Below are 25,920 nucleotides of genomic sequence, written 5' to 3' on the forward strand. Positions count from 1 at the left end.
TCACTTCCTCCCGAGGAGTTTCAACCCACGCTCCTCGCGGTCACGAGGAGCGACCTGGGACCCGGGTCGCCCGACGGCGGGACCCTGAGGTTTCAACCCACGCTCCTCGCGGTCACGAGGAGCGACCTGTAAGCCGGAGCGCATAGTGAAGGTCGAGACGTTTCAACCCACGCTCCTCGCGGTCACGAGGAGCGACTGTTCCCGGACAGGGCGAGGGTGTCCCCCGCGTTGTTTCAACCCACGCTCCTCGCGGTCACGAGGAGCGACAGGTGGGGGCTCTCGTTCGGACTCAAGTACAGCTTGTTTCAACCCACGCTCCTCGCGGTCACGAGGAGCGACTGGGCCCCCCGGACGAAGTCGCCGTCTGGCTGGTGTTTCAACCCACGCTCCTCGCGGTCACGAGGAGCGACCCGGCCCGAGGGAACCGAGGAGAGCTATGTTCTCGTGTTTCAACCCACGCTCCTCGCGGTCACGAGGAGCGACGAGGTCCGCCTTGCTGTAGCGCTGGGAGAATTCCTGTTTCAACCCACGCTCCTCGCGGTCACGAGGAGCGACTTGTCCAAGTCGTACGGCCCGGCGCCGTACTTGGCGACGTTTCAACCCACGCTCCTCGCGGTCACGAGGAGCGACCCTGCCCGTCCAAACTACCACAATCACTCGGGAATCCGGCCGGTCCGCGCGAACTTGGGTCCACAGGCCCGTCCATCCAGTCCGCGTGCCTCGTCACCTCCGCGTAACTCCCTACGACTATTGGAGATTTCAAAGAGCGCGAACCTCCGACGAAGCACGCACCGAGACAGGTTCGCGCGCCCCAGTCAGGGCAGGCAAGCCGCTCACAGGATGAGCGGCCCCTCGACATCCAATGGAACCCGCGTGCCATGGTGCTCCGTCTTCCGAGCGACATCCTCGCTCAAGAAGTAGAACCGCAGACTGTCGCTCTCCGCATCCATCTCCGAGAGCAGCCGTGCGCGCAGCACGACCCAGTCCTTCGGCTCCAGCACGCACTCGAACACCGAGTACTGCACCCGGACCCCATGGTCCTTGCACATCCGCGCAATCCGCCGGAGCCGCTTGGGTCCCGTCGGGTCACTCACCTGAACGTCGTAACAGACGAGCACGGTGACCTTCCGCATCAGCGCACCGCGAACGGAGGATATCCGTCCAGCTCGCCTCGGAGGGTCCTCGCCAGCAACAGCGCCTGCAGGTGCGGCACCAGCCCCCAGCTCGTCTGCTGCCCCAGGAAGACATGCTGCACTTCCACCTGCTTCGCCGCTTGGTACGCCACGAGGAACGCCTTGCGCGCCTCGTCCCGCAGCATCACCGCACCCGCGGCCTCCTCCTTGAAGTCCTCCGGCTTGAGCTGCCCCCGGTTCACCAGCGAGAACACCAGCCGGTCCACCACGGGCGCACGCAGCTCCTCCATCAAGTCCAACGCCAGCGACAGCCGCCCCGGCCGGTCCTCATGAAGAAACCCCACCGCCGGGTCCAACCCCACTCCCGCCAGCGCCCCCGCGCAGTCCTGCGCCAGCAGCGCATAACCAAACGACAGCAGCGCATTCAGCGGGTCCCTCGGAGGCCGCCGGTTGCGCCCATCGAACCCGAACCGTCGCGCCCCACCCTTGAGCAGGCTCGGGAACACCTCGAAGTAGTCCCGGGCCGCGATGCCCTCCAGCCCGCGCACCTGCGCCAGTTCCTCCGCTCGCCCCACCGCACGCAAGTGCTCGGCGAGCTTCCGCGCCGCCTCCTCCAACGGCTGCGCCTGCTCCGCCGCCGCGTCCCGCTTCGCATGCAGGAGAAACTGCCGCGCGTTGCTCACCTTCCCCACCACCATCGCCCGAGCGATGGCCAACGTCCTCCCCCCATCATCCGCCGCGCGATACTGCTCGCGGCGCAGCAGCACATTTCCCCCCGGAAGCCCCTCGACGCGCGCCAGGAAGCGCCCCGTCATCCCGAAGAAGGACACGTGGATGCCCGCCTCGACACAGCTCTCCAACAGCTCCGGCGTCATCCAGGCCCGAGTCAGGCACACCACCGAGCGCAGGTGTCGCAGCGGCACCTCCGCCTTCTTCACGTCCTGGACCGTCACCACCACCCGCTCCCCTTCCTTGTTCAGGCGGGTGCCCTCCACGGTGATGAACAGCGTATTGAGCGCGGTGGTCACGACACCTCCTTTGGGTCCACCAGTTCCACCATCCGCCGCAGATGCTCGGAGGCACGCCGCTGTCCCGCCGTGACGTGCGGCAGGCACAGCGGCTCCAGCGAGCACGACTCACACTTCGGAGCCCTCGCCACCACGGGCACGCTCCCCCGCGCCAGCAGCTCATGCATCCGAGCCACCGCCTCCTCCGTCCGGGCCCGCAGCCGCGCATCCAGCACAATCACCTGCCGCCGATGCTGCGCGCCATGGAACAGCGCGCCCTCGGGAACAGGGACACCGTGCATCTCCTCCAGGCACAGCGCCTGGGCACAGAGCTGCACACAGTCCGCCTCGAGTGACTTGCGCTTCGCCCGCTTCACCTCCACGGGATACGGCCGCCACCCGGTGGGGCTCGAGGCATCCGGGTGGTACTCCACCAGGTCCGCGCGCCCCACCAATCGCAGCCGCTCACACCCCAGCCGCACCGCGCGCTCCACGCGCCGCCCGGGCCGAGCATCATGCCCGGGCTGGTCCACCCGCTCATGGAGCAGCCGCCCCGTCGCGGTGCGCACATCCTCCCGCCAGAGCTGCTCCACGTGGATGAGCGCCGCCTGCCGCTCACAGAACAACAGGTGCTGCAAGGCGGACAGCGCCACCCACGTCTCGCGAGCGGAGGTCATCCCGCCAGTTCCATCACCTCGATGCCCTGCGGCAGCTTCGCGGTGTCCACCTTCACCGTGTAGTCCTTGAACGAGCGCGCGGGCTTCTCCCCGTTCACGGGCGTCACCTGCACCCGGTCGAACAGCGCGTGCGCGGGCGCATTGCCCAACTCCGAGCCGTGCTTGAACACGATGACCTTGCGCATGGACATCAGGCCGCGCGCCGCGCTGCGGTCCAGCTCGAACATGTTCAGGAAGGCCTTGAACAGCAGGTCCAGGTCGCCCGAGCTGAAGCCCGTCTGCTTCGCCAGGTGCGGCGAGACGAAGCCATGCGCGCGGTAAAGCCCGTACGGCACCGTGTTCTTCCGCCCCATGGTGCGGTTGTCGCCGCCCTGCTTCTCCGCCTCCGCCTCGGTGGCCACGGCCATGCGGGTGATGGAGTGCTCCAGCGAGACGATGGGCGTCACGGAGCGGGCGAACGTGAGCTGCACCGGCCCGCGGACCTGTCCCGCGTTGGCGCCCGTGGACATGACGGCGCCGAACGTCCGCACGTCGAAGAACGTCTTGCACATCCACGCACGGCCCTGGTCCACCTCGGAGCCCTGGGCCTCGCCCTTGGTGTTGCGCTTCTTGCCATCCTTGTCGCTCTTGGGCTTCTCGTTCAGGTCGACGCCCAGGTCCTTGTAGGCCTGGGCGATGGTGGAGTTCAGGACGGCCTTCTCCTTCACGAAGATGTCGAACCCGGGCTTCTTCTCCTGAGTGAGCAGGATGAAGTTGCGCACCTTGCGCTTGAGGCTGACATCCGTGACCAGGCCGTCTCCCGTCTCCGGGTCGATGCGCGGCAGGTTCCCCGCGTCGGGGTCTCCGTTGGGGTTGCCATCCTGGACGTCGAACAGCAGGACGAAGTCGTGGCGGTTCTTGAGCTCGGACATGGCGTTCTCTCTCTCGTATGGGAATCGTGGAAGCGGTGGTCAGTCGTCAGACTTGGAGGAAGCGTCCTTCGCGGCCTTGCCTTCGGCCTGCGGGCGCTTCGTGAAGAAATCCTCGCGCTGGTGGTAGTAGCCCACCGCGAAGAGCCCCTGGTTCTCGAGCGAGAGCACGGGCGGGAAGGGACTCTCCGAGGGCAGCAGCGCCATCACCTCGCCCTTCTTCTTCTCCAACCAGCCGCCAGCCTCCGCCTTCGAGGCGTGGTGCACGGAGAGCTGGAGCAACCGGGGGAAGACGGTGACGGGGTTGCGCGAGGCCGCACCGAAATATCGATCACGAATGCTGGCGTTGATGTCGCCCAGCGCCGCGCCCTGCAGGCGCTCCAGCACGGCGAAGAGCCGACCGAGGACATACGACTGGGACGTGTTGCTCTTGTCCAATGACACGGAGACCTCCAGGGAAGTGGGTCCACTGCGGGGAAGCCGGATGAGGGTGGCCTTGATGAGCGCGACGCGGAGGCGGAGCTGCTCGCGCTCGAGCTTGTCGTCCGAGGGGGGAAGCCGCAGACGGTCCAACGCCGCTGAGAGCAGCTGTCGCGGGAAGGGATGTCCCCTCAACGCCGCGCCCAGCATCCGCGTCGCGACGTCGGGACTCAGCCCGCGTCCAGACGGGGCCTCGACGGCCTTGAGCAGGCGCCAGATGGGCGTGGGCTTGTCCTGTGCCACCGCGCCCAGCCGCAGATCCGCGAAGTACCGGCGAAGGCTCTCCTTCACCTCACCGACGCTGGTCTGGAACCAGTCGCGCACGGCGACACGGCCGGAGTTGCCAGCGAGGGTGACGGCATAGAAGCGCCTCGTATCCAGCGCTCCAGACTCCAGCCCGATGAGCGGCGCCTCCAGCAAGCGCCGCAGGTCTTCCTCCGTGGGGTCGAGCAGGGCCAGCAGCTGGCTCTCCTGCTCGGCGGTGCTGTTGGTCCAGAACACCAACACCGAGCCATCCCCCAGCTGGATGCCTTGTCGGAACCGGCGGGTCTCCGACTTGCGGAGCAGGTCGTTGAGCGCGAGCACGTACCCGAGCGCGGCCTGCTGCGAGACGGGTGCGTTGTCTCCCTGCTCCATCCCATGCGACTCGAAGGCGTCCGCGTTGAACGACACCAGGGCCGCCCCCGCGCCCTGGGCCTCCGGGATGTTCTTCAACTTCGGATGGGTCCGCGCCACCACGCCCACGGTCCCGGTCACCAGACACAGACCGACCTTGCCCTGGGCGGCGGCGTGCGCGCTCCGCTTCTCCCACCATGCACGGACCTCGGGGAGCTGATGCACGGGGTCGAGCGAATCGCCCACGACGAAGGCGAACAACTCCGAGCCCGTCCACTCATCCGCCGCGCGCTCCTCGACGACCTTCGCGCGCGCCGCGTCGTCCTCGAGGAACTTCTCCACGGCGCGCAGCTCGGGCACCTTCGTGTCCGCCGCCGCCTCCTTCACCAGCTTCACGAAGGCAGCCAGCCGTGGCGCCCCCTTGTCGGCCTTGCCCTCCCGGGCCTCGGGGTCATGGCCCAGGACGTACTTGGTGTTGTCCGCCAGGAAGCCCGCGGCGATGTTCACGGCGCGCGTTGGCAGTCTCGGAATCGACAGGGGCTTGCCCCGTCCCTTCTCGTCCTGCGTGGGCTCCAGTCCCAGCAGCTTCCCCTTCGCGCTCAGGCGGATGAGGAAGTCCACGGGCTTCGTCTCGTAGAGCGGGTCGTCCACCAACCCGCGCTCGCGCGCGAAGTCGTTGAGCGCCGTGAGCATCATGGCTGGCCTCCGTTCTGCTTGAGCACTTCGTCCCGGCCCGGCACGTGGAGCACGCCCCGGTCCAGGGACGCCTCGAAGAACAGCGGGCGCGTCGCTTCACCGAACTCGAAGTCGTAGAACACGAGCCCCAGAGGCCTGCGCTCGACCTCCAGGTCCACGGGCCGGACGTCCTCCACCATCGGCTCCACGCGCGCGGCGAACTCGCGGCAGCCCAGGTACGGCGCGTGGAAGAACTGTCCCTTCTCCAGCCGCCGCTCGAACATCTCCTCGAACTTGCGGACGTTGTCCTCGGGGCCCGCCTTGCCCGCCACGAGCGAGAACGACGCGGTGATGGCGTAGTCCACGTCCCGCAGCGCCACCGTGTTGCGCTGCGCTCGGTCCTCGTCCGCCGCGTAGTCGAGCTTCCCCACCACCGCGCGGCTGTTCACCTCGTTGCGGCGGAAGCTCGTCCACCGCACGGGCGCGAGGACGGCGATCTCGTGGACCTGCCAGCGGATGGCTGGCTTCCAGAGAATGGCCTCCAAGACGCCCCTCGCCGCCGAGGGTGTCATCACCTCGTAGCTCACCCGCTCGGCCTTCATCTCCGGGCGGGTGAAGCAGGCCACGGGCCCTCGGGCCCGCACGCGAAACCGCTTGCTCGTCTTCATCCACACACCTCCTGAAGTTCGTCAGCCGGGAATGAGGAAGGCCGGGTCGAGCACGCCCACCCGGTCGCGCAGCAGCCCGAAGGTCTCGTCGTAGGCGGACCGATGCTCGGGCCCGAGGAACACCACCGTCTCCGCCGCGACGCCCGCCAGCTCCCGCTCCACCCAGACCTCGCGGAGCTTGCGCGGCACCGTCACCGTGAAGCGCTGCAAGGCCCGCAGCCGCTCACGCGAGGGCCCCAGCCGCCGCACCTCGTCGAGCACCGCCTCACAGCCCTCGAAGGGCACCACCACGGGCGCGCTCCACTCGTCCTCCACGAGCTGGAACTTCGCGGAGACCTCCTCGTACTTGAGCGCCGCCCGAGCCTCTTGAATGCCCTTCCCATCCCGAGCCGCGTTCGCGTAGAGCCGCTCGAAGTACCGCCGGAAGCTGTCGGGTGAGAACAGGTCCAGCGCGGGGTCCTGCGCCAGCAGCGTCCGGGTCACCGCCAGCGCCGCCTGCGGCACACCAGGGGGCGGCTGCGTCTTCGCCTCGTACACACGGAGCTCGCCGAGCGTCTCCAGCCGACCCTCGCGATTGCAGCGCCCCGCCGCCTGAGCCAGCGAGTCCAGCCCCGCCAGGCTCCGGTAGACGACGGCGAAGTCCAGGTCCACGCCGGCCTCGACCAACTGCGTCGCCACCAGTCGCACCGGTTCCCCGCGCCGCTTCCGCTTCTGGATGTCCGCCAGCACCCTGGAGCGATGCTCCGGGCACATCAGCGCGGACAGGTGCAGCGTCGTCCCCTCACCGACACGCGCGTCCACCAACGCGCACAGCTCGCGCGCGTCATCCCGACGGTGGACCACCGCGAGCACATCGCGCTCGCCGGCCACGGCCTCGGCCAGCGCTTCATAGGACATGGGCTCGCGGCTCGTGGGCCAGCGCACCGTCACGCGGCGCAGACGCTCGAAGGCGTTCAGCTCCGGCGGCACCAGCTCCTGGACCGAGGGAAAGCCCTCGGGAAACCCAGGACGCATGCCCAGCGCGGGCTGGGTCGCGGTGCAGATGACCACCGAGCAGCCGTAGTCCTCCACCAGCGTCTTCAACCCGTCCAGGATGGTGGTCAGCAGCGCGGGAGGCAGCGTCTGCGCCTCGTCCAATACGATGACGCTCCCGGCGATGTTGTGCAGCTTGCGGCACGCCGAGGTCCGACAGGCGAACAGGCTCTCCAACAGCTGCACCGTGGTGGTGACGATGACCGGCGCGTCCCAGTTCTCGCTGGCCACGCGGTTGAGCGCCGTCTCCCGCTTGGGGTCCACGGACGAGTGGTGCTCGATGACGGCGCTCCCCAGCTCGCCAAAGGCCTCCCGATACACCCCCGAGCTCTGCTCGATGATGGACGTGTACGGGATGGCGACGATGACCCGCCGAAGCCCTCGTGACCGAGCATGCTCCAGCGCGAACGCCATGGAGGTCAGCGTCTTGCCGCCGCCCGTGGGCACGGTGAGGCTGAAGACTCCCGGCGGACCCGGCGCGCGCGCGAGCACCGCCGAGAGCACCTCGCGTCGGACCCGGTTCACCGGCGTGTCCGGCGCACCGCTCTGCTTCTGGTCCATGAAGGCCCGCAGCGCTCGCGCGAGCTGCTCCAACGTCGCGCCGACGCGCCGCGCTTCGACCCGGGACGTGTCGTAGAAGGCCTCCGTGTCCAGGAAGTCCGCGTCGCACAGGGACGAGAACAGCATCCGCGTCCAGAACTCGAGCCGGTGCTTGGAGAGCTTCTCGAGCCAGCTGAAGTCCAGCCCTGGCGTCAGCGCGCGCAGGTCTTCCGGAACGCCCGCCGTCAGCGCTTCCTCCAGGAGCTTCAGCTTCTCGGGGTCTCCTACGCGACTCCGGAACTTCTCCGCGTCCCGCAGTCCGCCGTGGTGTCCCGCGATGGCCATCGCCAGGGGCCCCAGCCGCCGCTCCATGCGCAAGGCCCACAGCGCGCCCGCCGTCGCATGGTCCTTGTCCGAGGAGTTCCCCACCTCCAGGTGGGCCTCGAAGCCGTTCTCCTTGCGGATGCGCGACTGGAAATGAGGCCGGTACTTGCCCAGGTCATGCCAGCGTCCCGCCAGCTCACAGAACACGCGCATGTCCTCGCGCGCCGCGAACAGCGCGGCCAGGCGCCCCACCTCCATCAAGTGCTCGCGGAGCAGATGCGGACGACCCTCCGCCGTGACGTGAGCCAGCGGCTCCGCCGTCACCCCGCGCGAAGACACATCACCAGACATCATCCCCCCACCACCTGCCATCGCAGGTCCAATCCCTTGTCACTGTCCATAGCCATGACACAAACCCACGCGCGTTTCCATCGCACGCCGGGAGCTATGACAGCTTCATGAAGGGTCGTCCCTACCTCCCCGGGGGTATGGACCGTCCCGCGATAAAGACAGTCACCGCCCCAGACGTCCCCTGAGTCAACCGCGCCCGGGAGCCGGGGTTCACCTCGACACACCCAGGGGCATCTGGTACGCGCCGTCCAGTGCACCGCGAGCCCGCGCATCGTCAGCCCTGGTGGCCCCTGCTGCTCGTCGCGGCCGGCGCGTGGCTCCTGCGCATCGCGGGCTTCTTCCACCGGGGCGGCGCGCTCGGCCACCCCGTCGACTACGACGAGGGTGTCTACTTCAGCGCCGCCGCGCTCCTCTCCCAGGGCCTGTTGCCCTATCGCGACTACTTCTTCGTCCACCCGCCCGGCATCACCGTGCTGCTCTCCCCCGTGGCCGCGCTCTCACACGGCCTCGGCCCCGCCCTCGCCTTCTCCGTCGTCCGCTGGCTCATGCCGCTCGCGGGCGCACTCAGCACCCTGCTCAGCGGCCGCATCGCCCAGCAGCGCTGGGGCACTCGCGCGGGCCTCGTCGCCGCGCTCGCCTACGCCGTCTACCCCGAGGCCGTGTCCACCGAGCGTGGCCCCTTCCTCGAACCCCTGCTCAACCTCACCTGTCTCACCCTCGCGTGGGTCTGGCTCCGCCCCTCCACCACGCAAAGACAGACACAGCGAAGAGACCTCCTCGCCGGAGCCCTGCTCGCCACCGCCTGCGCCATCAAGCTGACCGCGGGCGCCTGGGTCCTCGCCGTCGCCTGGGCTCGCGGCATGTCACGCGAAGGCTCGCGCGTCGCGCGGGTCATCCTCATTGCCGCGGGCGTGGGCCTGTTGTGGCTCGGCCCCTTCTTCCTCCTCGCCCCGGACGCGATGCTCCAGGGCCTGCTGCGCTTCCAGCTCCTGCGCCCTCCCGACGGAGACTCGAGCCTCACCAGCCGCCTGCTCTCCATCCTCGTCGACGGACGCCTGGGCCTCACCCTCGTCACCGTCATCGGCGTCACCGTGGCCCTCGCACGCACGCGTCAGCAGGACGCCGTCACCGAGCGCCTCTTCAGCGCCGCGTGGCTCCTCACCGTCGCCACCTTCCTCGCCTCCAAGAGCTACTGGTCCCAGTACAACGCGCACCTCGCCCCCACCACCGCCGTCCTCACGGGCCTTGGCGCGGACTTCATCGTTCGCCAACTCCACGGCGCGCGCACCCAGCGAATCGCCCTCGCCGTCACCGCCCTCCTCATCCTCACCACCCTCCCCGGCGTCCTCCGCGCCGCGAAACAGAAGGACCGCTTCCTCCTCCCGCTCGGTGAGACGCTCAGGTCCACCGTCCCCACGGATGCAGCGCTCTGCGCCTTCGAGCCCGCGTGGGCCATCGCCGCCGACAGACTCCCCGGCCTGCCCCTCGGCAATCCCGCGTTCGTCGACCCGTACGGCCTCATGTTGAACGACGCGCTCTTGGCGCCCACGCGCTTCCCCAACGCGGAGGCCGCCTTCCAGGACGCGCACTCGCAACGCACCGCGCTCCAGCTGCTCCCACGTTGCGACGTCCTGCTCCTCCTCGGCCGTGGCGAGTGGCAGCTCTCCGACACCAGCGAGCAATGGGTCCGCGAGCACTTCACCCGCGACGCGGAGCTCTGGCGTCGCAATCCCTGACATCCCCCGCCCACCCGGCGGAGCCGTCCACCCAGGGCCTCGCCCGCTTGCCCAGACATCCTGCGCGCGCGTGACGATATTCGCCCATGCCGCGACCCGTCATGAACGCGGCCTCGATTCTTCGCAGCGAATCCCGACGCGCGAGGAGGTAGACCCATGTCGCAGATTGAACTCGTTGGCGAGCCCCTGCTTCACCTCGAAAGCTCCCGCCTGCTGGCCGAAGCCCGGCGAGTCGTCCCCGAGGCCTTCGACGCCCAAGGCCGTCTGCTCTCCCCCATCGCGGGCTCCTGGGTCCACCCGCCCGCGTGGTTCGACGCGCGCTCGCCCATCGACGGCCAGGTGCTCGCGTCACTGCCGCTGCTCTCTCAAGCCCAGGCCGTCCAGGCCGTGGAGAAGGCCGCCGGCGAGTTCCTCCCCTGGTCCGCCCGCTCGCTCAACGCGCGCATGCACGCCGTCCTCGACGCGCTGGACTCGCTCGAGGACCACCGGGACCTGCTCGTCCGCGTCCTCGCCTGGGACATCGGCAAGACACTGCCCACGGCCAGCAACGACGTGGACCGCTGCCTCACCGGCCTCGAGTGGTACCTGGAGAACATCGGCCCGATGCTCGAGTCCCGCGCGCCGCTCGGCCTCGTGTCGAACATCGCCTCCTGGAACTATCCCTTCTCCGTCCTGCTGCTCAACGTGCTCGTGCAGACGCTCGCGGGGAACTCGGTCATCGCGAAGATTCCCACGCAAGGGGGCGGCGTCTCGCTCACCCTCGCCTTCGCGCTGATGCGCCGCGCGGGCCTGCCCGTGTCGCTCGCGGGCGGTCGCGGCAAGGACCTCTCCGAGGCCCTCGTGGGCCACCCGCTCATCGCCGGGGTCGCCTTCATCGGCGGCCGCGCCAACGGCGCCGAGGTCCACCGCCGCCTGCGCGACACGAACAAGCGCTACGCCCTGGAGATGGAGGGCGTGAACGCCTACGCCATCACCCGGTTCACCGACTGGGACGGCCTCTCCCGCCAGATTCGCGCGGGCTTCGACTTCGGCAAGCAGCGCTGCACCGCCTACACCCGCTGGGTCGTCGAGAAGTCCCTCGTCCCCCGGTTCGTACGCGCCTACGTGGACGCCGCGTCCTCGCTGCGCGTGGGCCACCCACTGCTCGGCGGCGACGTGGACTTCGGCCCGCTCATCTCCGCCAGCAAGGTGGCGGAGCTGCGCGCGCTCATCGACGACGCCCGCGAGCGCGGCGCCGCGGTGCTGCACGAGGGCACGCTCGCCGATGACGCCTTCACCCCGGGCCAGTCGCGCGGGAGCTACATCGCCCCCACCCTGCTCTTCGGCGTGCCTCGCGACAGCGAGCTCTACCTGCGCGAGCCCTTCGGCCCCGTCGACGTCCTCATGTCCGTGGACTCCGAGGAGGAGCTCATCCGCGAAGCCAATGTCTCCCAAGGCGCGCTCGTCGCCTCCGTGGCCACCGATGACCCACAGCTCGCCGAGCGCCTCGCCTCCCAGCTGCAGGCCTTCAAGGTCGGCATCAACAGGCTGCGCTCGCGCGGAGACCGCGAGGAGCCCTTCGGCGGCAAGGGCGGCTCCTGGGCCGGCGCCTTCGTCGGTGGCACCCACCTGGTGCACGCCTTCACCGAAGGCCCCCATGCCCTCGAGGGGAACTGGCCGGACTGAACTCCCCGGGGGCATCCTTCCAGCACCCGACACCCGCCGCGGCGAAAGCGAGGTCCGTCAGGACCACACGCACCTGACGTTGCCCGTCCTTGACGCGGCGCGGTTAAGCTCGCGCCCCATGAACCGCGAATACCACCGCTGGCATAGCGCGCGCCTGCATCGGGACATGGAGCTCCTGCTCTACGGCCACTCGGGAGAACCCGTGCTGCTGCTGCCCACCAGTCGCGGCCGCTTCTTCCAGGCCGAGGACTTCGGCCTCATCGGCGCCATCGCCGACCGCGTCCAGTCCGGCCGCTACGTCATCGTGTGCCCGGACTCCGTGGACGAAGAGTCCTGGTTCAACACGTCCGTGCACCCGCATGACCGCATCGCCCGGCACCAGGAGTGGGAGCAATACCTGCTCAACGAGGTGGTGCCGCTGCTGATGAGCCGCAGCACCGGCGGGCGCCTCACCCTGGCCGGGTGCAGCTTCGGCGGCTTCCACACGTACAACGTGGGCCTGCGCCACCCGCACGTCTTCCGCCGGCTCATCTCCATGGGCGGCAAGTTCGAGACGGACGAGTTCCTCGACGGCCACCAGGACAACGACGTCTACTTCCACTCCGCCACGCAGTGGCTGCCCAACGTCCACGACAACAGCCAGCTCGCCGCGCTCCAGCGCGTGGAGATGGTGCTGGCGGTGGGCGAGCACGACTTCTGCCGCCCCTCCAACGAGCACCTCTCCAGCCTGTTGTGGAAGAAGGACATCGGCAACCAGCTCGCCATCTGGCAGGGCGGCAACCACGACTGGCCCGTCTGGCGGGAGATGATTCAGCAGTACCTGCCCTGGTAGCCGGCGAGGACGCCGCGCCCGCTCACGACTCGAGCGGGCGCAGCGTGCCGGCGCTGATGCGGTTGAAGCGCCAGAGCAGCGACAGCGCCACCGCGATGAGCCCCGCGCACAGGCCCCACCAGATGCCCACCACGCCCAGCCCCAGCTTGAAGCCCAGCAGCAGCGTGAGCGGCAGGCCGATGGCGTAGTGCCCCACCATGTTCGCCAGGAACGTGAAGCGCGTGTCGCCCGCGCCGCGCAGCACGCCCGCGCCCACGCCCTGCACCCCGTCGAACACCTGGAAGATGGCGCTCACCATCAGCAGGGGCACCACCAGCGGGAGCACGTCCTCGGGGGCGCCCGCCAGCCGGGCCAGGGCCCCGGGGAAGAGCGCGAACGCCAGCGCCCCCAACGCCATGAAGCCCGCGCCGCCCGCGAAGGCGATGAAGCCGCTGAGCCGCGCCCGGGGCGTGTCGTGCGCGCCCACCGCCCAGCCCACCCGCACGCTCCCCGCGTTGCCGATGCCCATGGCCACCGTGAAGGTGACGCTCGAGTACGCGATGGCGATTTGATGCGCCCCCACGCTCGCGGCTCCCAGCCCCGCCGACAGCACGCCCGCCAGCGCGAAGACGCCAATCTCCGCGGCGATGTGCAGGCCAATGGGCACACCCACCCGGATCGCCTGGGCCAGGTCGCTCCACACGGGCCGACGCACGGGCCGCTCGCCCTCCGGCGCGGGCAGCTTCGCGATGGCCAGCACCACCACGCCCAGCTGCAACATCGTGCACAGCGTCGAGGCCAGCGCCGACCCGGCCACGCCCATCGCCGGCACGGCCCGCAGGGGGCCGAGGTACCCGGGCAGGTTCGCGCCGCCGAACACCAGCAGGATGTCCGCGCCCAGGTTCAGCACGTTCGCCAGCACCGTCGCCACCACCAGCGGCCGCGTGTACGCGGTGGACTGGAGATAGGAGCGCATCGTCAGGAAGGCCAGCATCAGCGGCAGGCTCGGCCCGCGCCACAGCAGGTAGTCCCAGGCCCCCGCGATTTCCGTCTCGCCGATGCCCGCGAGCGGCAGGAGCAGGGGCGACAACATCAGCAGGCAGAACAGCAGCAGCCCGGCGAACAGCGACATCCAGCCGCCTTGCCACAGCAGCCCCCGCGCCCTCGCCATGGCGCGCCCGCCCACCGCCTGGGACAGGAGCGGGTCGAACCCCATCATCAGCCCCATGCCGAAGCCGCTGACAGCGAAGAACAGGCCGTTGCCCAGCCCCACGGAAGCCAGCGCCGACGTGCCCGCCCGCCCCACCACCAGCGTGTCCACCAGCCCCATGAGCGACTGGCCGCCCTGGGCAATCGCGATGGGGATGGCCAGGCGAGAGAGCGCGCGCAGCTCCGCCAGGATGGCGGCGCGACGGGAGCCGGGCCGGGGCGACGACGAGGAGGGTGCGACGGCGGTGGACATGGCGGCCTCGGCCTATAGCGCCTTCCGCCATGGAATGCGCCAGCCGAGAGCGACGCCCCCGCGCTCCCTCTCCTGACCCCTGGGGTGCCCACGAAACGAAGGGGCCCCGGGACCCACATCGTGTCCCGAGGCCCCGAGCCGTCACACCGGTGCCTCAGGGCACCGGCGCGTCGAAGTACGTGGTGGCCAGGGGCGTCTGGAGGGCCCCCACGTTGGCCACGCGGATGCCCGCGTCGGTGATGGCGTACACGAAGTCATCCGCCATCACACTGCGGCGCACCTCCGGCGCCCAGTACCAGCTCCAGTGCGGGTGCTCGAAGCGCTGGAACATGTCCCGCGCCGACACCGCGCCCACCGGCGTGAAGCCCGTGGCCATGTCCACGCGGAACACGCGCAGCTCGCTGGTGAAGCCGGACCAGTAGTCGGGGCGGCTGTAGTCCCAGTCCACGAAGGGCACCGCCACCAGGCCCTTGGCCGCGAAGTAGTTGAACGCCTTGTGGTCGTGCAGGGCCTCGCTGTTGGAGCCGCTCGTCCCCATCCGGTGGGTGAAGGCCTCGCGGGGGTTGGCCAGGTCCGTCACGTCGAACAGCGACAGCTTCAGCGCGCGGTTGCGCCAGCCGCCGTCCTCGTCGCGGTCCTCGCCGAAGGTGAGCAGGTGCGTGTCGCCCAGCGGGTGGATGTACGTGGAGAAGCCCGGAATCTTCAGCTCGCCCACCTTGCGCGGGTGCGCCGGGTCGCTCAGGTCGAAGGTGAAGAGCGGGTCCGTCTGGCGGAAGGTCACGATGTAGCCCTTCTTGCCCACGAAGCGCGCGCTGAAGATGCGCTCGGTCGGCGCCAGGTCCTCGCTGCGCCCCAGCTCCTCCAGCCGCCCGTTCTTCGGGGCGAACGTCACCAGCCGGCTCACGGTGTCCGGGCCGTTGGTGGTGGGCGTCGACACGCCGTCACCATTGCCCGCCGTGCGCCACGTCGTCACCGTGGTGGCCACGCGCAGCACGCCCTCGTGCTCGTCCATGGCGAACTGGTTGACCAGCACTCCGGCCACCGAGCCGCTGCCCACGTACGTGGCGCGCGCCGGCTCACGGATGTCGAACTTGTGGATGTACGAGTGGTCGGACTGCTCCGCCACCTGCTGCCACCACCAGTGGTTGGCGGACAGGTACAGGGACTCGGTGGACGCGTACACCACGCCCGGCGCGGACACCACGCTGGTGCGGCCCAGCGGCGCGGCGCCTTCCACCGTGTCCAGGTCCAGCGACAGCACCGTCACGAAGCCCAGGCCCGTGGGCGCGTTGGCGTGGAAGAAGTCCGAGCAGGAGAAGGGCAGCGCGGTGGTGGTGCCGTCCGCCGCCACCCGGCGACCGGGCTCCACCCAGTCCGCCAGCGTCTGGTCGCGGATGAGCTTCTCGTTCTTGACGATGAGCGCGTCGAGCGCCGCGTTCATCTTGTCGCGGTTCTCCAGCTCACGGGAGTACTCGGGGTAGAAGCGCACGTCCGAGGGCCAGCGGAACTCGTCCGTCATCACCAGCCGCACGGCGCTGTCCACGCGGCGCGCGGTGAGGTAGCCGCCCGGCAGGAACACCTGCTGCTTCACCTGGGGCGACGCCAGGTCCGACACGTCCACCACCGTCACCTTCAGCGTGCCGCCCTGCATGTAGCCGCAGCGCAGACCCGCGCAGTCGGGCAGGGGCGCGCCCATCATCGGAGAATCCCCCCACACCGAGGGGCGACCGGGACGCTCCTCGTACACCTGCGACGCGATGACCAGCCGCTGGCGCTCCTTGTCGTAGAGCATCTCGCGCGGCTGACCTTCGATGGCCAGCGACGACACGCGCGTGAGCTGGTCCGCGGGCCAGGAGCGATTCACATACAGCTTGGACCCGGACAGCACGAAGATGTGGTTGCCGTCGTTCTGCACGAAGTCCGCCTCGTGCACGCCGGCCACCTGGTTGTTGGTGCCCGTGTAGTCGTCGGGGCCGCGCGGCGCGCCAGCGCCACCGTTGTCCTCGGAGGGCATGGGCGCGCCCGTGGGAGGCGCCGCGCCGTCGCCGAACCACCACTGCAGACCGCGGGGCCGCATCGACTCCACCGACGCGCGCATCCGCTTCGTCGCCGTGTCCTCGATGTGCCGCTCCAGCGCCTCGCAGCCCTCGAAGGCATCCAGCCGCGCCTCCTGCGCCACCGGCTCGTTCTCCACCTGCGGATACGTCTTGTCGTCGTCACAACCCACCGCAGCCACCGCCACCAGCCCCACCCATCCGTAGCGCTTCCATCGCCGCATGAGATTCCTCCCGGTTCGTGTCTGTTGGCCCCATCCGCGGCGCGAGCTGGAATCCCCCGGCCCGCCATGCCCGGATGACGGCACGGCCCGGGCGCGCTCTTGCCACCCCCATGCCAGCAACCACGCTGACTCGGGACACCGGGATTTCCAGGGGCTTGCGGGCGCCAGGGCCTCTCAGAAACCTGAGGCGCGCGGATTCCCCGTGGGGGGAAATCCGTGAGTCCGCGGCACGAAGCGGACGAACTGCTGCGTCAGCGCCGGGTCCATGCGCTCCAGGCGCAGGCCCATGCCCGCCGGTGCACGGAAGGCGCCAGGGGCGCGCGGCGGGTTGGCCCAGACGACGGTGGCCTCGGCCGAGCACGGTGAGCGCTGTCCGGCGAGCGACACCTTCAACGACAACCGGGTGCCCTCGCGCGCCGGGGTGAGCGTGCGCACGAAGAGGGCCTCGGGGCTGGCGTCGTGGCTGAAGCCCGTCAGCGCGGCGCCCCCGGCCAGCGGGGCGAACTCCACCACGGTGAAGAAGGGCACGCGCTCGGCGGCCCGCAGGGGGACGCGGTCGGGCGTCAGCCGCGACAGCACGCGCCCGAGCAGCTCATCGGCGCCCAGGTGGCGCTTCTCCAGCAGCGGCGCGCCCGACAAGGCCTGCGCACGGGCGAGCACCTCACCGGACTCCTCCGCGCGCGACAGGAGCACCAGCGGCTTCTTCGGGTTCGCGTCGCGCAGCCGCGCGGCCAGGGCCAGCGTCTCGCGCGGGGCCCGCGACACGTCGACGAGGAAGCCGTCGAGCTGCGCGCCGTGCTCCGCCGCGAGCGCCTCCGCGTCCTGCGCGTCGCGCGCGTAGAGGACGTGCAGGCCCTCCTGCTCCAGCGAGCCGCCCAGGAACGTGTGCAGGAAGCGGCCGCCCTCGACGAGCAGCACGCGGCGGCCCTTGGGAGGCCCCTCCTTCGCGCGCTCACGGGCGTTGCGCACCGCCACCAGCTTGGCCTGCAGCGCCTCGAGCGCGACGGGCTTGGGCAGGAAGTCATCCGCGCCCGCGCGCCAGCAGTGCATCACCTCGTGCGGCTCGCCGGCGGAGGTGAACATGATGACGGGCACGTTGCGGCCCGCGGGGTGTGACTTCACCGCGCGGCACACCTCGTCGCCCTGCATGCGCTCCATGCGCAGGTCCATCAGGATGAGCATGGGCGCGCGGCGGGCCAGCTCCGCCAGACACGCCTCGCCCCCCTCCAGCGTCACCGGCTCGCAGCCCAGCCGGGCCAGGTGCAGCCGCACCACCTCGCGCGCGGTGCGCGAGTCGTCCACCACGAACACGGCTTCCCGCGTGGTGGAGCCGGGCGCGTTCATCAGGCCCGCGGCTCCTGCTTGCCGCCGGACAACAGCTGCGTGAGCTGCCGGGCGATGGCGGCGCACTTCGCCGCATCCTTGCTGTCCAGCGCGGTGCGCCCGCCGTCGAGCAGCTTCTGGACCGTGCCCACCGCGGCCTCGGCCTCCGGGCTGGGGTTCTCCTGCGCGCTCTTCTGGAGCATCCGCGCCAGCTTCTCGCCGCGCTCCAGCAGCTTGCGGAACAGCTCCTCGGCGCGCTTCGCGTCCACCACGCCCTGCGACTTCGCGTAGTTCGCCTGCTCCGCGCCCAGCTTCTCCGCCTCGCCGTGCGGCAGGCCCGCGCGCGCCTCCAGGCGCACCGTCTCCATGTTGCCGGTCGTCAGGTCCGTGGCCTTCACGGACAGGATGGCCTCACCGGACAGCTCGAAGACGACCTCCAGCGGCACGTCTCCGCGCGCGGCCACGTGCAGGTTCTTGAGCACCACCTCGCCCAGCTTGTGGTTCTCGTCCTGGAACTCGCTCTCGCCCTGGTACACGGGGATGCGCGCCTCGTGCTGGCCGGAGGTGCCGGGGAAGAAGATGTCGCGCGCGACGACGGGCACGCCCGTGTTCTTCGCGATGAGCCGCTTCACGCGCCCGCCCAGCACGCCCACGCCCAGGCTCTGGCTGGCCACGTCCAGCAGCAGCGCCTGACCGGACTGGCGGAGCAGCTCGTCCGCCTGCACCGCGGCGCCCAGCGCCACGGCCTCGTCCGGGTGCACGTCCGTGGAGGGCTGCCGACCGAAGAAGTCCGCGACCAGCCGGCGCACCAGCGGCACGCGCGTCATGCCGCCCACCAGCAGCACCACGTCCACCGAGCGCGGGTCCATCTTCGCCTCGCGCATCACGCCCTCGCACACCTCCAGGCAGCGGCGAGACAGGGGCTCCGACAGCGTCTCGAAGAACGAGCGCGTGAGCACCGTCTCCAGCTCCGTCGTGCGCCCGCCCTTGCCCGAGTGGTCGCCCAGCCCCGTCACGGAGATGGTGGACTCCTCATGCTCGGTGAGCTCGCGCTTGGCGGCCTCGGCGGCGACCTTCAGGCGCCTCAGGCTCTGCGCGTCCTGCGACACCACGTGGCGCAGCTCATCGTCCACCTGGGCCAAGAGCCACTGGACGATTCGCTGGTCGAAGTCCTCGCCGCCCAGCCTGGGGTCGCCGCCGGTGGCGCGCACCTCGAAGACGCCGGACTTCACGTCGAGGATGGACACATCGAAGGTGCCGCCGCCCAGGTCGAACACCAGCGCGTTGCCCTCGAAGCCACGCGACAGCCCGTACGCGAGCGCCGCCGCGGTGGGCTCGTTCACCAGCCTCACCACCTCCAGGCCCGCGATGGAGGCCGCCTCGCGCGTGGCCTGGCGCTGGTTGTCGTCGAAGTTGGCGGGGACGGTGATGACACACTTGCTGACGGGGCGGCCGAAGTGCGCCTGCGCGTCCAGCGCCAGCTCGCCCAGAATCATCGCGGAGACCTGCGTGCAGGGCATCACCCGCCCGGCCAGCTTCACGCGCACGTCACCGGCGGGGCCCGCGACGAGCGGATAGGGCACCAGCGCCTTCGCCTGCTGCACCAGCTCCGGCGTGTAGCGGCGCCCGAGGAAGCGCTTGGTGGCCCAGACCACCGCGTCCGGGTGCTCCTCCGCCAGCACCTGGGCCTGCTGGCCCACGACGCGCTCGCCGCTCTTGGTGACGCCGAGCACGGAGGGCGTGAGCCGGCCCCCCGCGCGCGAGGGGATGAGGCGCGGCCGGCCATCTTCCACGGTGGCCACGGCGCTATTGGTGGTACCCAGGTCGATGCCGATGACGGGGTCGTGCATGGGGGGCGGTCGGGACCCCACGGTACGGGTCTTCCCGCCTCCTCGCCAAGCCCCCTCGCGTCGGACCTGCCCTCCGCCTGTCGCTTCCCTGCCCGCCCGGGCACGACGGCCACGGGGGTGGACGGCCATGGGGCACCATGCTAAGGGCGCGACCCGTCATGGTGAACGTCTCCATCGCCCGCCGCTACGCCCGTGCCCTCCTCGACGTCTCGTCGGAGGCGGGCCGCATCGATGCCGTCGCCGAGCAGCTCACCACCTTCGCGGACATCCTCGCGAAGAACCCCGAGCTCACGGACGTGCTCAACAACCCCGCCTACTCGCGCTCCCAGCGCGGCCAGGTCGTGGAAGGGGTGATGAAGCTCATCCCCGGGCTGGAGCCGGTGCTCGCCAACACCCTGCGCCTGCTGGTGGACCGCAACCGGCTGGTCTACGTGCCGGACATCGCCCGCGTGTTCCGCGACATGGCGGATGCCCGCGCCGGCCGCGTCCGCGGCAACGTCACCAGCGCCGCCGCCCTCCCGGCCGACACCCTGGCCCAGCTGCGCCAGACCCTGCAGCAGCTCACCCAGCGCGACGTCATCCTGGAGACCCGCGTGGACCCCAGCCTGCTCGGTGGCGTGTCCGCCCAGGTGGGCAGCATCCTCTACGACGGCAGCCTGCGCACCCAGCTGGACCAGATGCGCCGCGAGCTGAAGTAGCACCCGCCGTCCGGGGCGTGCGGCCGCATCCTCGCGGCCAACGCCCCAGGTCGTCCACGCACCCGGTAGTCCGGGGCAAACCGGCATTTCCAGTAGCCCTGGGACAGAGGTATACTCGGGGGAACACGGGGCAACCCCGGGTTTTCTGGACGACCTCAACATGCCGCAGTCCCTGTTTCACCCCCTTCCCGGTGGCCCGATGTTCGCCGTGGCCCCCGAGGAGGCCTGGCCCTTCCTCGGCGCGCTGCTGAACGCGACGGGTTGTGGCATCGCCCTGCTGGACAGGGAGCTCAGGCCCGTGTGGGTGAATGGCGCGCTGACGTCGCTGTCGGGGCTGGAGACCCGGGCCTATCTGGGGCGTCCCCTGGTGGACGTCTGGCCGAAGGTGGCCTTCTCGCTGGCCCCGCTGCTGACGCGTGCCCTCTCGGGGGAGAACGTGGTGGAGGCGCCGCTGACGGGGGTGCTGGCCGCGGGCTCGGGTGAGAAGCACCTGCGGGTGGGGCTGTCCCCGGCGCACCAGGCCGGGGTGCTGGCGGGCGTGGTGCTGTGGGTGCGCGACGAGACGGAGCGCGTGCGCGAGGAGGCCCGGCTGCGCGAGCGCGAGGCGCACATGCGCAGCCTGGCCGACGTGGCCTGTGACGGGCACTTCCTGCACGAGAACGGCGTGGTGCTGGACGCCAACCGCGCGCTGGCGCACCTCCTGGGCCACGAGTCGCCCCGGGAGTTGATCGGCCACCACCTGGTCGAATGGGTGGCGCCGGAGTACCGGCCCGCCGTCATGTCCGCGGTGGCCCGGGGGGTGGAGACGCCCTACGAGGTCATGTGCGTGCGGCGCGATGGCCAGCGCATCCCCTTGGAAGTGCTGGGGAAGTTCGTGACGTGGGAGGGCCGGCAGGTGCGGCTGGCCGCCATCTGGGACATCAGCGGGCGCAAGGCGGCGGAGGAGCGCGCCGAGCGCACCGAGCACTTCCGGGAGCAGCTGCTGGGCGTGGTGGGCCACGATTTGCGCTCCCCGCTGGAGAGCATCCAGTCCGGCACGAGCGCCCTGCAGCGGCTGGAGAACCTGGAGGAGCCCCAGCAGCGGCTGGTGGGGCACGTGGCCCAGGCCGCGCGGCGCATGGAGCGGATGATCCACGAGCTGCTCGACTTCACCCGGGCCCGGCTGTCCGGCGGGCTGCCGGTGCGCCCGGAGCCGCTGGTGCTGGACCGGCTGGTGGAGAAGGTCCTGGAGGAGCGGCGGCAGGTGCACCCGGGCCGCACGCTGCTGATGGAGACGCAGGGCGACCTGCGGGGCCACTGGGACGCGGGGCGCATCACCCAGCTGGCGGACACGCTGCTGGGCAGCGTGCTCCAGCACAGCCCGGAGCCCACCCCGGTGTGGCTCAAGCTGGTGGGCGCGGTGGGGGGCGTGACGCTGTCCATCCGCAACGACTCGCTGATGGTGCCGCAGGAGGAGCACGCCACCCTCTTCGAGCCCTTCCGCCGGGGCCGCCCCGCCAGCGCCGAGGGCCTGGGCCTGGGCCTGTTCATCGCCCGGCAGGTGGCCGTGGCCCACGGGGGCCGGCTCACCGTGGAGTCCTCCCAGGGCGGAACACGCTTCGTCGTCTGGCTGCCCCGCGAATCCTCCGTCCGCTAGGGCGCCGCGAGCGCCCGCCCGCCCTCGCTCGGCCGGTGTGGGAGCGCCGGGACTTAAGGGGTTGATAATGCCCCGAGAGCCCCGAATGTCGTGCGCATTGCAGGGGCCGGGGGTGCGTGGTAAGGGGCCCCGACTTCTTAAGCTTTGGCGGACCCGAACCGACCCGGCCCGCCCCCTGTTCGAGGACGCAAAACGCCCATGGAAATCCGCGCCGACGAGATCAGCAGAATCATCCGGGAGCAGATCAAGGACTACGGCAAGAAGGTCACCGTCGCGGAGACGGGCACCGTGCTGTCCGTCGGCGACGGTATCGCGCGCATCTACGGCCTGGAGGGCGTGCTGGCCGGTGAGCTGGTGGAGTTCACCAACGGCGTGAAGGGCCTGGTCCTCAACCTCGAGGAGGACAACGTCGGCGTCGCCATCATGGGTGACTTCCAGACCATCCGCGAGGGCGACACCGTCAAGCGCACCCAGCAGATCGCCTCCGTGCCCGTGGGCAAGGGCCTGCTCGGCCGCGTGGTGGACCCGCTCGGCCAGCCCCTGGACGGCAAGGGCCCCATCGAGGGGACCGAGACGCGCCGCCTGGAGGTGAAGGCGCCCGGCATCGTGAAGCGCAAGAGCGTGCATGAGCCCCTGCAGACGGGCATCAAGGCGCTGGACGCGCTGGTGCCGGTGGGTCGTGGTCAGCGCGAGCTCATCATCGGTGACCGCCAGACGGGCAAGACGGCCGTCGCCATCGACACCATCATCAACCAGAAGGGCCTGAACGTTTACTGCATCTACGTGGCCATCGGTCAGAAGCAGTCGACCGTCGCCCAGGTCGTGGAGAAGCTCAACCGCTTCGGCGCCATGGAGTTCACCACGGTGGTGGCGGCGAACGCCTCCGACCCGGCCCCGATGCAGTTCTTCGCGCCGTACGCCGGCGTGGCCATGGGCGAGTACTTCCGCGACAACAAGATGCACGCCCTCATCATCTACGACGACCTGTCCAAGCAGGCCGTGGCGTACCGCCAGCTGTCGCTGCTCTTGCGCCGCCCGCCGGGCCGCGAGGCGTACCCGGGCGACGTGTTCTACGTGCACAGCCGCCTGCTGGAGCGCGCCGCCAAGCTGTCGGACGAGGAGGGCGCGGGCTCGCTCACCGCGCTGCCCATCATCGAGACGCAGGCCGGCGACGTGTCCGCCTACATCCCGACGAACGTCATCTCCATCACCGACGGGCAGATCTTCCTCGAGACGGACCTGTTCTTCTCCGGCGTCCGCCCGGCCATCAACGTCGGTCTGTCGGTGTCCCGCGTCGGCTCCGCCGCGCAGATCAAGGCGATGAAGCAGGTCGCCGGCACCATGAAGCTGGACCTCGCGCAGTACCGCGAGCTGGCCGCCTTCGCCCAGTTCGGCTCGGACCTCGACAAGGCCACCCAGGAGACCCTGGCCCGTGGCGCCCGCATGGTGGAGCTGCTCAAGCAGGGCCAGTACGAGCCGCTCTCCGTCGAGCGTCAGGTCATGCAGATCTACGCCGCGACCAACCGCGACGACCCCAAGAAGCGCGGCTGGGTGCGCGACATCCCCGTCTCCGACGTGGTGCGCTGGATGCGTGAGTTCCTGGAGTTCGCGGACGGCAAGCACCCGAACGTCGCGAAGGACATCGCCTCCAAGCGCGAGCTGACCAACGACATCAAGGCGGCGCTGAACAAGGCCATCTCCGAGTTCAACGACGTCTTCCAGCCCACCCCGGGCGCGAAGGTCTAGGCAGAGCTCCGGCCGCCAAGGCCCGACGCACCGAGCCCCGCGCTCCCTTCACCGGGAGGCGGGGCTTCGTGTTTCCGGGTGCGGCGGGGGCTCGTGGTCCGCGACTTCGCCGCGTCCTCGCCGCGCTGGTGCCTCGCGTCCGTGGTGCCGATGCCGCGGGCAGGGGGGTGCCTGGCGTGGTCGCGGTAACCTGCTGCTTCGCCTTGTCCTCGCGCGCTGGTGCCTGGCGTCCGTGGTGCCCACAGCGCGGACGCTGGAGTGCCTCGCGCGATGTGCTGAGCCGCTACTTCGCCCCCTCCGCGCGGGCCGGCACCTCGCGCACCGCGGTGCCGATGGACTCGCCCGTCCACTCGGGGTCCACGGGGATGATGAGGTAGCCGTCCTCGGCCCCGCGCACGGGGCGATCATCGAGCGGCAGCGGGTCCCCGACCTCGGGCGCGGGCACGTCCGTCCAGGAGATGAAGCGCGCCTCGAACTCGCGCACACGCTGGCCCCCCGCCAGCTTGCGCTCCGCCGGGTGGGGCAGCAGCACCGCGTCCGCGCCCATCAGACACACGGTCTCCTGGAGAAGCTCCTTGCGGCCCTCCTCGCCCAGGTACTCGTTGGTCGTCATCGACAGCGTGCCCACCTCGGCGTAGGGCCTGGATGGCTCGCCCTGCTCGAAGACCTCGAACGCGCAGCCGGGCGCCTTCGCGGGACGCGTGACGGAGGCCTGCGGCCGGCTCACCACCGTCTGCGGCGAGGACGCGCACGCGGCCCCGAGCACCGCGGCGAAGAGGCACATCGACAGCGGACGACGCGGGCCCATGGACACCCCTGTTGCCGAATCGCGAGGACGCGGGGCATTCGAGGCCCCGCCTCCTGACTCAACGCGGCCTCCGGGCCCACCATATCGCGCGCGCTCAGCGCAGCCGGGGCAAGAGCGCGTGCAGGCTCTTGTCCACGCCGCCACGGGCGCCGAGCTGCTCGATGGCCTTCAGCTCGTACGGCAGCACGTTGTCGCGCGCGACCAGTTGCACGTGCGCGCCCAGGGCGGCCGGCAGCGCCAGGTCCAGCTCGTAGATGTCACCCGCCACCAGCGTCTGGTCCGGCCGCGTGCCGGTGGTGTCCCAGATGCGCTTGAGCGCCTCGAAGTAGCGGCCCCGGCGCAGGTACACCGGCCGGCGCAGCACCCCGTCCAGCGTCTGCGTCTCCGGCAGCGCGTCGAAGCGCGCGTCCGCCACGTCCGGCGGGTCCAACAGGAACTTGCGCGCGTCGCCGGACACCTTGAGCCGCTCGCGGCCCTTGGGGGCCAAGGTGTCGAGCTTCTTCACCACCAGCTCCGTGTGCGCGTTCGTCACCACCGTGACGGGCAGCCCCGTGGCGAGCAGCGCCTCCAGCACCTCCTTCGCCTCCGGCTTGAAGGCCGTGGCCGAGTGCACGTACGAGTCGCGATACAGCTTCTGCACCGCCTCCGAGCGCGTGGCCTCGTTCGTGCCCACCGACAGCCGCTGGAAGATGCGGTGCGCGGCCGTCGTCGCCGTCAGGTACGGGTCCGCCGTGGCGGGCGCCACCACCCTGCCGCCCAGGTTCCAGCCGAGGAGGTCCGCACCCGCGCGCAGCGCCGCGACTTCTTCCTCCCACGCCTGCTCCACGCCCTGCCCCAACGCGTGGGCCAGCCCGTCACGAAAGTGTGTCAGGAAGGGCGCGCTCTCCGTCGCCACGTCCGTGAAGGTCCCGTCGAAGTCCAGCACCACGCAAGCAATCGCCATCAGCCCACCGTCTCCCGAAGTTGGAGGAAAGGGGCCGGATGACGCCCCGCCACGGCCCGCGAATCAAGCCCGTGACTCCGGTTTCCGCCCTGTAAACTTGAGGCCTCCCTGTAAATCGGTGGCAGGGCCGCCACCTTGAGGCCTACAGCGGGGGACTCGCTAGCCTTCGGGGGGCATGGAAGCGACACGGCGAAACGAGGCGGCGCGGTGGCGCCGGGCGTGGTTGCCCTGGGGGCTGCTGGCCGGAGCGTGCGTGCTGGGCGCGACGGGCGCCTGGGCGGGCTCGCGCTCCGTGTCGGCGCTGCACGAGCGCCGCGTCCAGTTGGAGCGCGAGGCGGCCGAGTCCGAGGCCCGCGTGGCGGAGCTCCAGGCCCTGCGCGAGGCCATGGCCCGGCGGCTGCGCGTGCTGGAGCAGCAACACCAGACGGCCCGCGAGGAGGCCCTCAGCGCGGCCGCCGCCTGCGCCGCGCCCCCCGCCGAGCCGCCCCCCGCCCAGGGCCGCGCCGAGCCCCGCCGGACCACCAAGGGCAAGAAGGCCCACCGCCGCTGAGAGT

The 25,920-nt window shown here is 70.5% G+C and carries 20 protein-coding genes and 1 CRISPR repeat array (1 of these 21 running past the window's edge); of the genes, 7 read left to right on the plus strand and 13 right to left on the minus strand.

Annotated features, from left to right (window positions below; all coding sequences use genetic code 11):
- Positions 1 to 630: direct repeats of the CRISPR family, unit length 37 nt; unit sequence GTTTCAACCCACGCTCCTCGCGGTCACGAGGAGCGAC; it begins 6,156 nt to the left of the window's first position.
- 203 nt (positions 631 to 833) lie between these two features.
- Genes cas2 through cas3 form a run of 7 tightly spaced genes read right to left on the minus strand, consistent with a single transcriptional unit; the run spans position 834 to position 8,413 of the window.
- Positions 834 to 1,133: a CRISPR-associated endonuclease Cas2 gene (gene cas2, locus AC6JA9_RS39855; protein WP_497958702.1), complete on the minus strand. Its 300-nt coding sequence runs from the start codon at positions 1,131 to 1,133 to the stop codon at positions 834 to 836.
- The gene (gene cas1c / locus AC6JA9_RS39860; RefSeq protein WP_267699020.1) at positions 1,133 to 2,161 is read right to left on the minus strand and encodes a type I-C CRISPR-associated endonuclease Cas1c; all 1,029 of its coding nucleotides are present in this window, start codon (positions 2,159 to 2,161) and stop codon (positions 1,133 to 1,135) included. Before cas1c ends, cas2 begins: the two co-directional genes overlap by 1 nt.
- On the minus strand, positions 2,158 to 2,817 hold the full coding sequence (gene cas4 / locus AC6JA9_RS39865) for a CRISPR-associated protein Cas4 (protein WP_267699019.1): 660 nt from the start codon (positions 2,815 to 2,817) through the stop codon (positions 2,158 to 2,160). Before cas4 ends, cas1c begins: the two co-directional genes overlap by 4 nt.
- On the minus strand, positions 2,814 to 3,728 hold the full coding sequence (gene cas7c / locus AC6JA9_RS39870; protein ID WP_223751146.1) for a type I-C CRISPR-associated protein Cas7/Csd2: 915 nt from the start codon (positions 3,726 to 3,728) through the stop codon (positions 2,814 to 2,816). Before cas7c ends, cas4 begins: the two co-directional genes overlap by 4 nt.
- A gap of 39 nt (positions 3,729 to 3,767) precedes the next feature.
- The gene (gene cas8c, locus AC6JA9_RS39875; RefSeq protein ID WP_497958703.1) at positions 3,768 to 5,516 is read right to left on the minus strand and encodes a type I-C CRISPR-associated protein Cas8c/Csd1; all 1,749 of its coding nucleotides are present in this window, start codon (positions 5,514 to 5,516) and stop codon (positions 3,768 to 3,770) included.
- A complete protein-coding gene (gene cas5c / locus AC6JA9_RS39880; protein WP_497958704.1) occupies positions 5,513 to 6,163 on the minus strand; it encodes a type I-C CRISPR-associated protein Cas5c in 651 nt (216 codons plus the stop codon). Before cas5c ends, cas8c begins: the two co-directional genes overlap by 4 nt.
- A 21-nt stretch (positions 6,164 to 6,184) precedes the next feature.
- Positions 6,185 to 8,413 carry a CRISPR-associated helicase Cas3' gene (gene cas3, locus AC6JA9_RS39885; RefSeq protein WP_497958705.1) on the minus strand — a complete coding sequence of 743 codons (2,229 nt, stop codon included), beginning with the start codon at positions 8,411 to 8,413 and terminating at the stop codon, positions 6,185 to 6,187.
- A 248-nt stretch (positions 8,414 to 8,661) separates the two neighbouring features.
- Here cas3 and AC6JA9_RS39890 point away from each other — a divergent pair, with 248 nt between their 5' ends.
- The 3 genes from AC6JA9_RS39890 (at position 8,662) to AC6JA9_RS39900 (ending at position 12,643) form a co-directional block, all read left to right on the plus strand.
- Positions 8,662 to 10,146 carry a glycosyltransferase family 39 protein gene (locus AC6JA9_RS39890; RefSeq protein WP_497958706.1) on the plus strand — a complete coding sequence of 495 codons (1,485 nt, stop codon included), beginning with the start codon at positions 8,662 to 8,664 and terminating at the stop codon, positions 10,144 to 10,146.
- A gap of 156 nt (positions 10,147 to 10,302) precedes the next feature.
- The gene (locus tag AC6JA9_RS39895; RefSeq protein WP_223783911.1) at positions 10,303 to 11,811 is read left to right on the plus strand and encodes an aldehyde dehydrogenase family protein; all 1,509 of its coding nucleotides are present in this window, start codon (positions 10,303 to 10,305) and stop codon (positions 11,809 to 11,811) included.
- A 118-nt stretch (positions 11,812 to 11,929) separates the two neighbouring features.
- Positions 11,930 to 12,643, plus strand: a complete 714-nt coding sequence (locus AC6JA9_RS39900; RefSeq protein ID WP_223751152.1) for an esterase family protein — start codon at positions 11,930 to 11,932, stop codon at positions 12,641 to 12,643.
- A 22-nt stretch (positions 12,644 to 12,665) separates the two neighbouring features.
- Here the strand turns inward: AC6JA9_RS39900 and AC6JA9_RS39905 are convergent, their stop codons facing one another.
- The 4 genes from AC6JA9_RS39905 to AC6JA9_RS39920 all read right to left on the minus strand — a co-directional run bounded on the left by AC6JA9_RS39905 (position 12,666) and on the right by AC6JA9_RS39920 (position 19,535).
- A complete protein-coding gene (locus AC6JA9_RS39905) occupies positions 12,666 to 14,084 on the minus strand; it encodes an MATE family efflux transporter (RefSeq protein WP_483579049.1) in 1,419 nt (472 codons plus the stop codon).
- Between the two features lie 154 nt (positions 14,085 to 14,238).
- Positions 14,239 to 16,362: a beta-propeller domain-containing protein gene (locus AC6JA9_RS39910; protein WP_497958707.1), complete on the minus strand. Its 2,124-nt coding sequence runs from the start codon at positions 16,360 to 16,362 to the stop codon at positions 14,239 to 14,241.
- Positions 16,363 to 16,536: 174 nt separating this feature from the next.
- Positions 16,537 to 17,706, minus strand: coding sequence for a TIGR02266 family protein (locus AC6JA9_RS39915; RefSeq protein WP_223751155.1), 1,170 nt, complete (start codon positions 17,704 to 17,706; stop codon positions 16,537 to 16,539).
- On the minus strand, positions 17,706 to 19,535 hold the full coding sequence (locus AC6JA9_RS39920) for an Hsp70 family protein (RefSeq protein ID WP_046716815.1): 1,830 nt from the start codon (positions 19,533 to 19,535) through the stop codon (positions 17,706 to 17,708). Before AC6JA9_RS39920 ends, AC6JA9_RS39915 begins: the two co-directional genes overlap by 1 nt.
- Positions 19,536 to 19,693: 158 nt before the next feature.
- Here AC6JA9_RS39920 and atpH point away from each other — a divergent pair, with 158 nt between their 5' ends.
- From atpH to atpA, 3 genes are all read left to right on the plus strand, one after another.
- A complete protein-coding gene (gene atpH, locus AC6JA9_RS39925) occupies positions 19,694 to 20,233 on the plus strand; it encodes an ATP synthase F1 subunit delta (protein WP_223751233.1) in 540 nt (179 codons plus the stop codon).
- 199 nt (positions 20,234 to 20,432) lie between these two features.
- On the plus strand, positions 20,433 to 21,869 hold the full coding sequence (locus tag AC6JA9_RS39930) for a sensor histidine kinase (protein WP_497958708.1): 1,437 nt from the start codon (positions 20,433 to 20,435) through the stop codon (positions 21,867 to 21,869).
- A gap of 198 nt (positions 21,870 to 22,067) precedes the next feature.
- A complete protein-coding gene (atpA, locus tag AC6JA9_RS39935) occupies positions 22,068 to 23,615 on the plus strand; it encodes a F0F1 ATP synthase subunit alpha (RefSeq protein WP_223751157.1) in 1,548 nt (515 codons plus the stop codon).
- Between the two features lie 283 nt (positions 23,616 to 23,898).
- Here atpA and AC6JA9_RS39940 read toward each other — a convergent pair whose 3' ends face one another.
- Both AC6JA9_RS39940 and AC6JA9_RS39945 read right to left on the minus strand, forming a co-directional pair.
- The gene (locus tag AC6JA9_RS39940) at positions 23,899 to 24,423 is read right to left on the minus strand and encodes a hypothetical protein (RefSeq protein ID WP_497958709.1); all 525 of its coding nucleotides are present in this window, start codon (positions 24,421 to 24,423) and stop codon (positions 23,899 to 23,901) included.
- 94 nt (positions 24,424 to 24,517) lie between these two features.
- The gene (locus tag AC6JA9_RS39945; RefSeq protein ID WP_223783905.1) at positions 24,518 to 25,366 is read right to left on the minus strand and encodes an HAD family hydrolase; all 849 of its coding nucleotides are present in this window, start codon (positions 25,364 to 25,366) and stop codon (positions 24,518 to 24,520) included.
- A 175-nt stretch (positions 25,367 to 25,541) separates the two neighbouring features.
- Here AC6JA9_RS39945 and AC6JA9_RS39950 point away from each other — a divergent pair, with 175 nt between their 5' ends.
- Positions 25,542 to 25,916, plus strand: coding sequence for a hypothetical protein (locus AC6JA9_RS39950; RefSeq protein ID WP_223751159.1), 375 nt, complete (start codon positions 25,542 to 25,544; stop codon positions 25,914 to 25,916).
- Positions 25,917 to 25,920: the final 4 nt, after the last annotated feature.

The sequence above is a fragment of the Myxococcus sp. MH1 genome, assembly GCF_059738865.1.

Coding starts and splice junctions, on each gene's coding strand:
- cas2 (WP_497958702.1), bottom strand. CDS start 1,133: ATGCGGAAGGTCACCGTGCTCGTCTGTTACGACGTTCAGGTGAGTGAC.
- cas4 (WP_267699019.1), bottom strand. CDS start 2,817: ATGACCTCCGCTCGCGAGACGTGGGTGGCGCTGTCCGCCTTGCAGCAC.
- cas7c (WP_223751146.1), bottom strand. CDS start 3,728: ATGTCCGAGCTCAAGAACCGCCACGACTTCGTCCTGCTGTTCGACGTC.
- cas8c (WP_497958703.1), bottom strand. CDS start 5,516: ATGATGCTCACGGCGCTCAACGACTTCGCGCGCGAGCGCGGGTTGGTG.
- cas5c (WP_497958704.1), bottom strand. CDS start 6,163: ATGAAGACGAGCAAGCGGTTTCGCGTGCGGGCCCGAGGGCCCGTGGCC.
- cas3 (WP_497958705.1), bottom strand. CDS start 8,413: ATGATGTCTGGTGATGTGTCTTCGCGCGGGGTGACGGCGGAGCCGCTG.
- AC6JA9_RS39895 (WP_223783911.1), top strand. CDS start 10,303: ATGTCGCAGATTGAACTCGTTGGCGAGCCCCTGCTTCACCTCGAAAGC.
- AC6JA9_RS39900 (WP_223751152.1), top strand. CDS start 11,930: ATGAACCGCGAATACCACCGCTGGCATAGCGCGCGCCTGCATCGGGAC.
- AC6JA9_RS39905 (WP_483579049.1), bottom strand. CDS start 14,084: ATGTCCACCGCCGTCGCACCCTCCTCGTCGTCGCCCCGGCCCGGCTCC.
- AC6JA9_RS39910 (WP_497958707.1), bottom strand. CDS start 16,362: ATGCGGCGATGGAAGCGCTACGGATGGGTGGGGCTGGTGGCGGTGGCT.
- AC6JA9_RS39915 (WP_223751155.1), bottom strand. CDS start 17,706: ATGAACGCGCCCGGCTCCACCACGCGGGAAGCCGTGTTCGTGGTGGAC.
- AC6JA9_RS39920 (WP_046716815.1), bottom strand. CDS start 19,535: ATGCACGACCCCGTCATCGGCATCGACCTGGGTACCACCAATAGCGCC.
- atpH (WP_223751233.1), top strand. CDS start 19,694: ATGGTGAACGTCTCCATCGCCCGCCGCTACGCCCGTGCCCTCCTCGAC.
- AC6JA9_RS39930 (WP_497958708.1), top strand. CDS start 20,433: ATGTTCGCCGTGGCCCCCGAGGAGGCCTGGCCCTTCCTCGGCGCGCTG.
- atpA (WP_223751157.1), top strand. CDS start 22,068: ATGGAAATCCGCGCCGACGAGATCAGCAGAATCATCCGGGAGCAGATC.
- AC6JA9_RS39940 (WP_497958709.1), bottom strand. CDS start 24,423: ATGGGCCCGCGTCGTCCGCTGTCGATGTGCCTCTTCGCCGCGGTGCTC.
- AC6JA9_RS39945 (WP_223783905.1), bottom strand. CDS start 25,366: ATGGCGATTGCTTGCGTGGTGCTGGACTTCGACGGGACCTTCACGGAC.
- AC6JA9_RS39950 (WP_223751159.1), top strand. CDS start 25,542: ATGGAAGCGACACGGCGAAACGAGGCGGCGCGGTGGCGCCGGGCGTGG.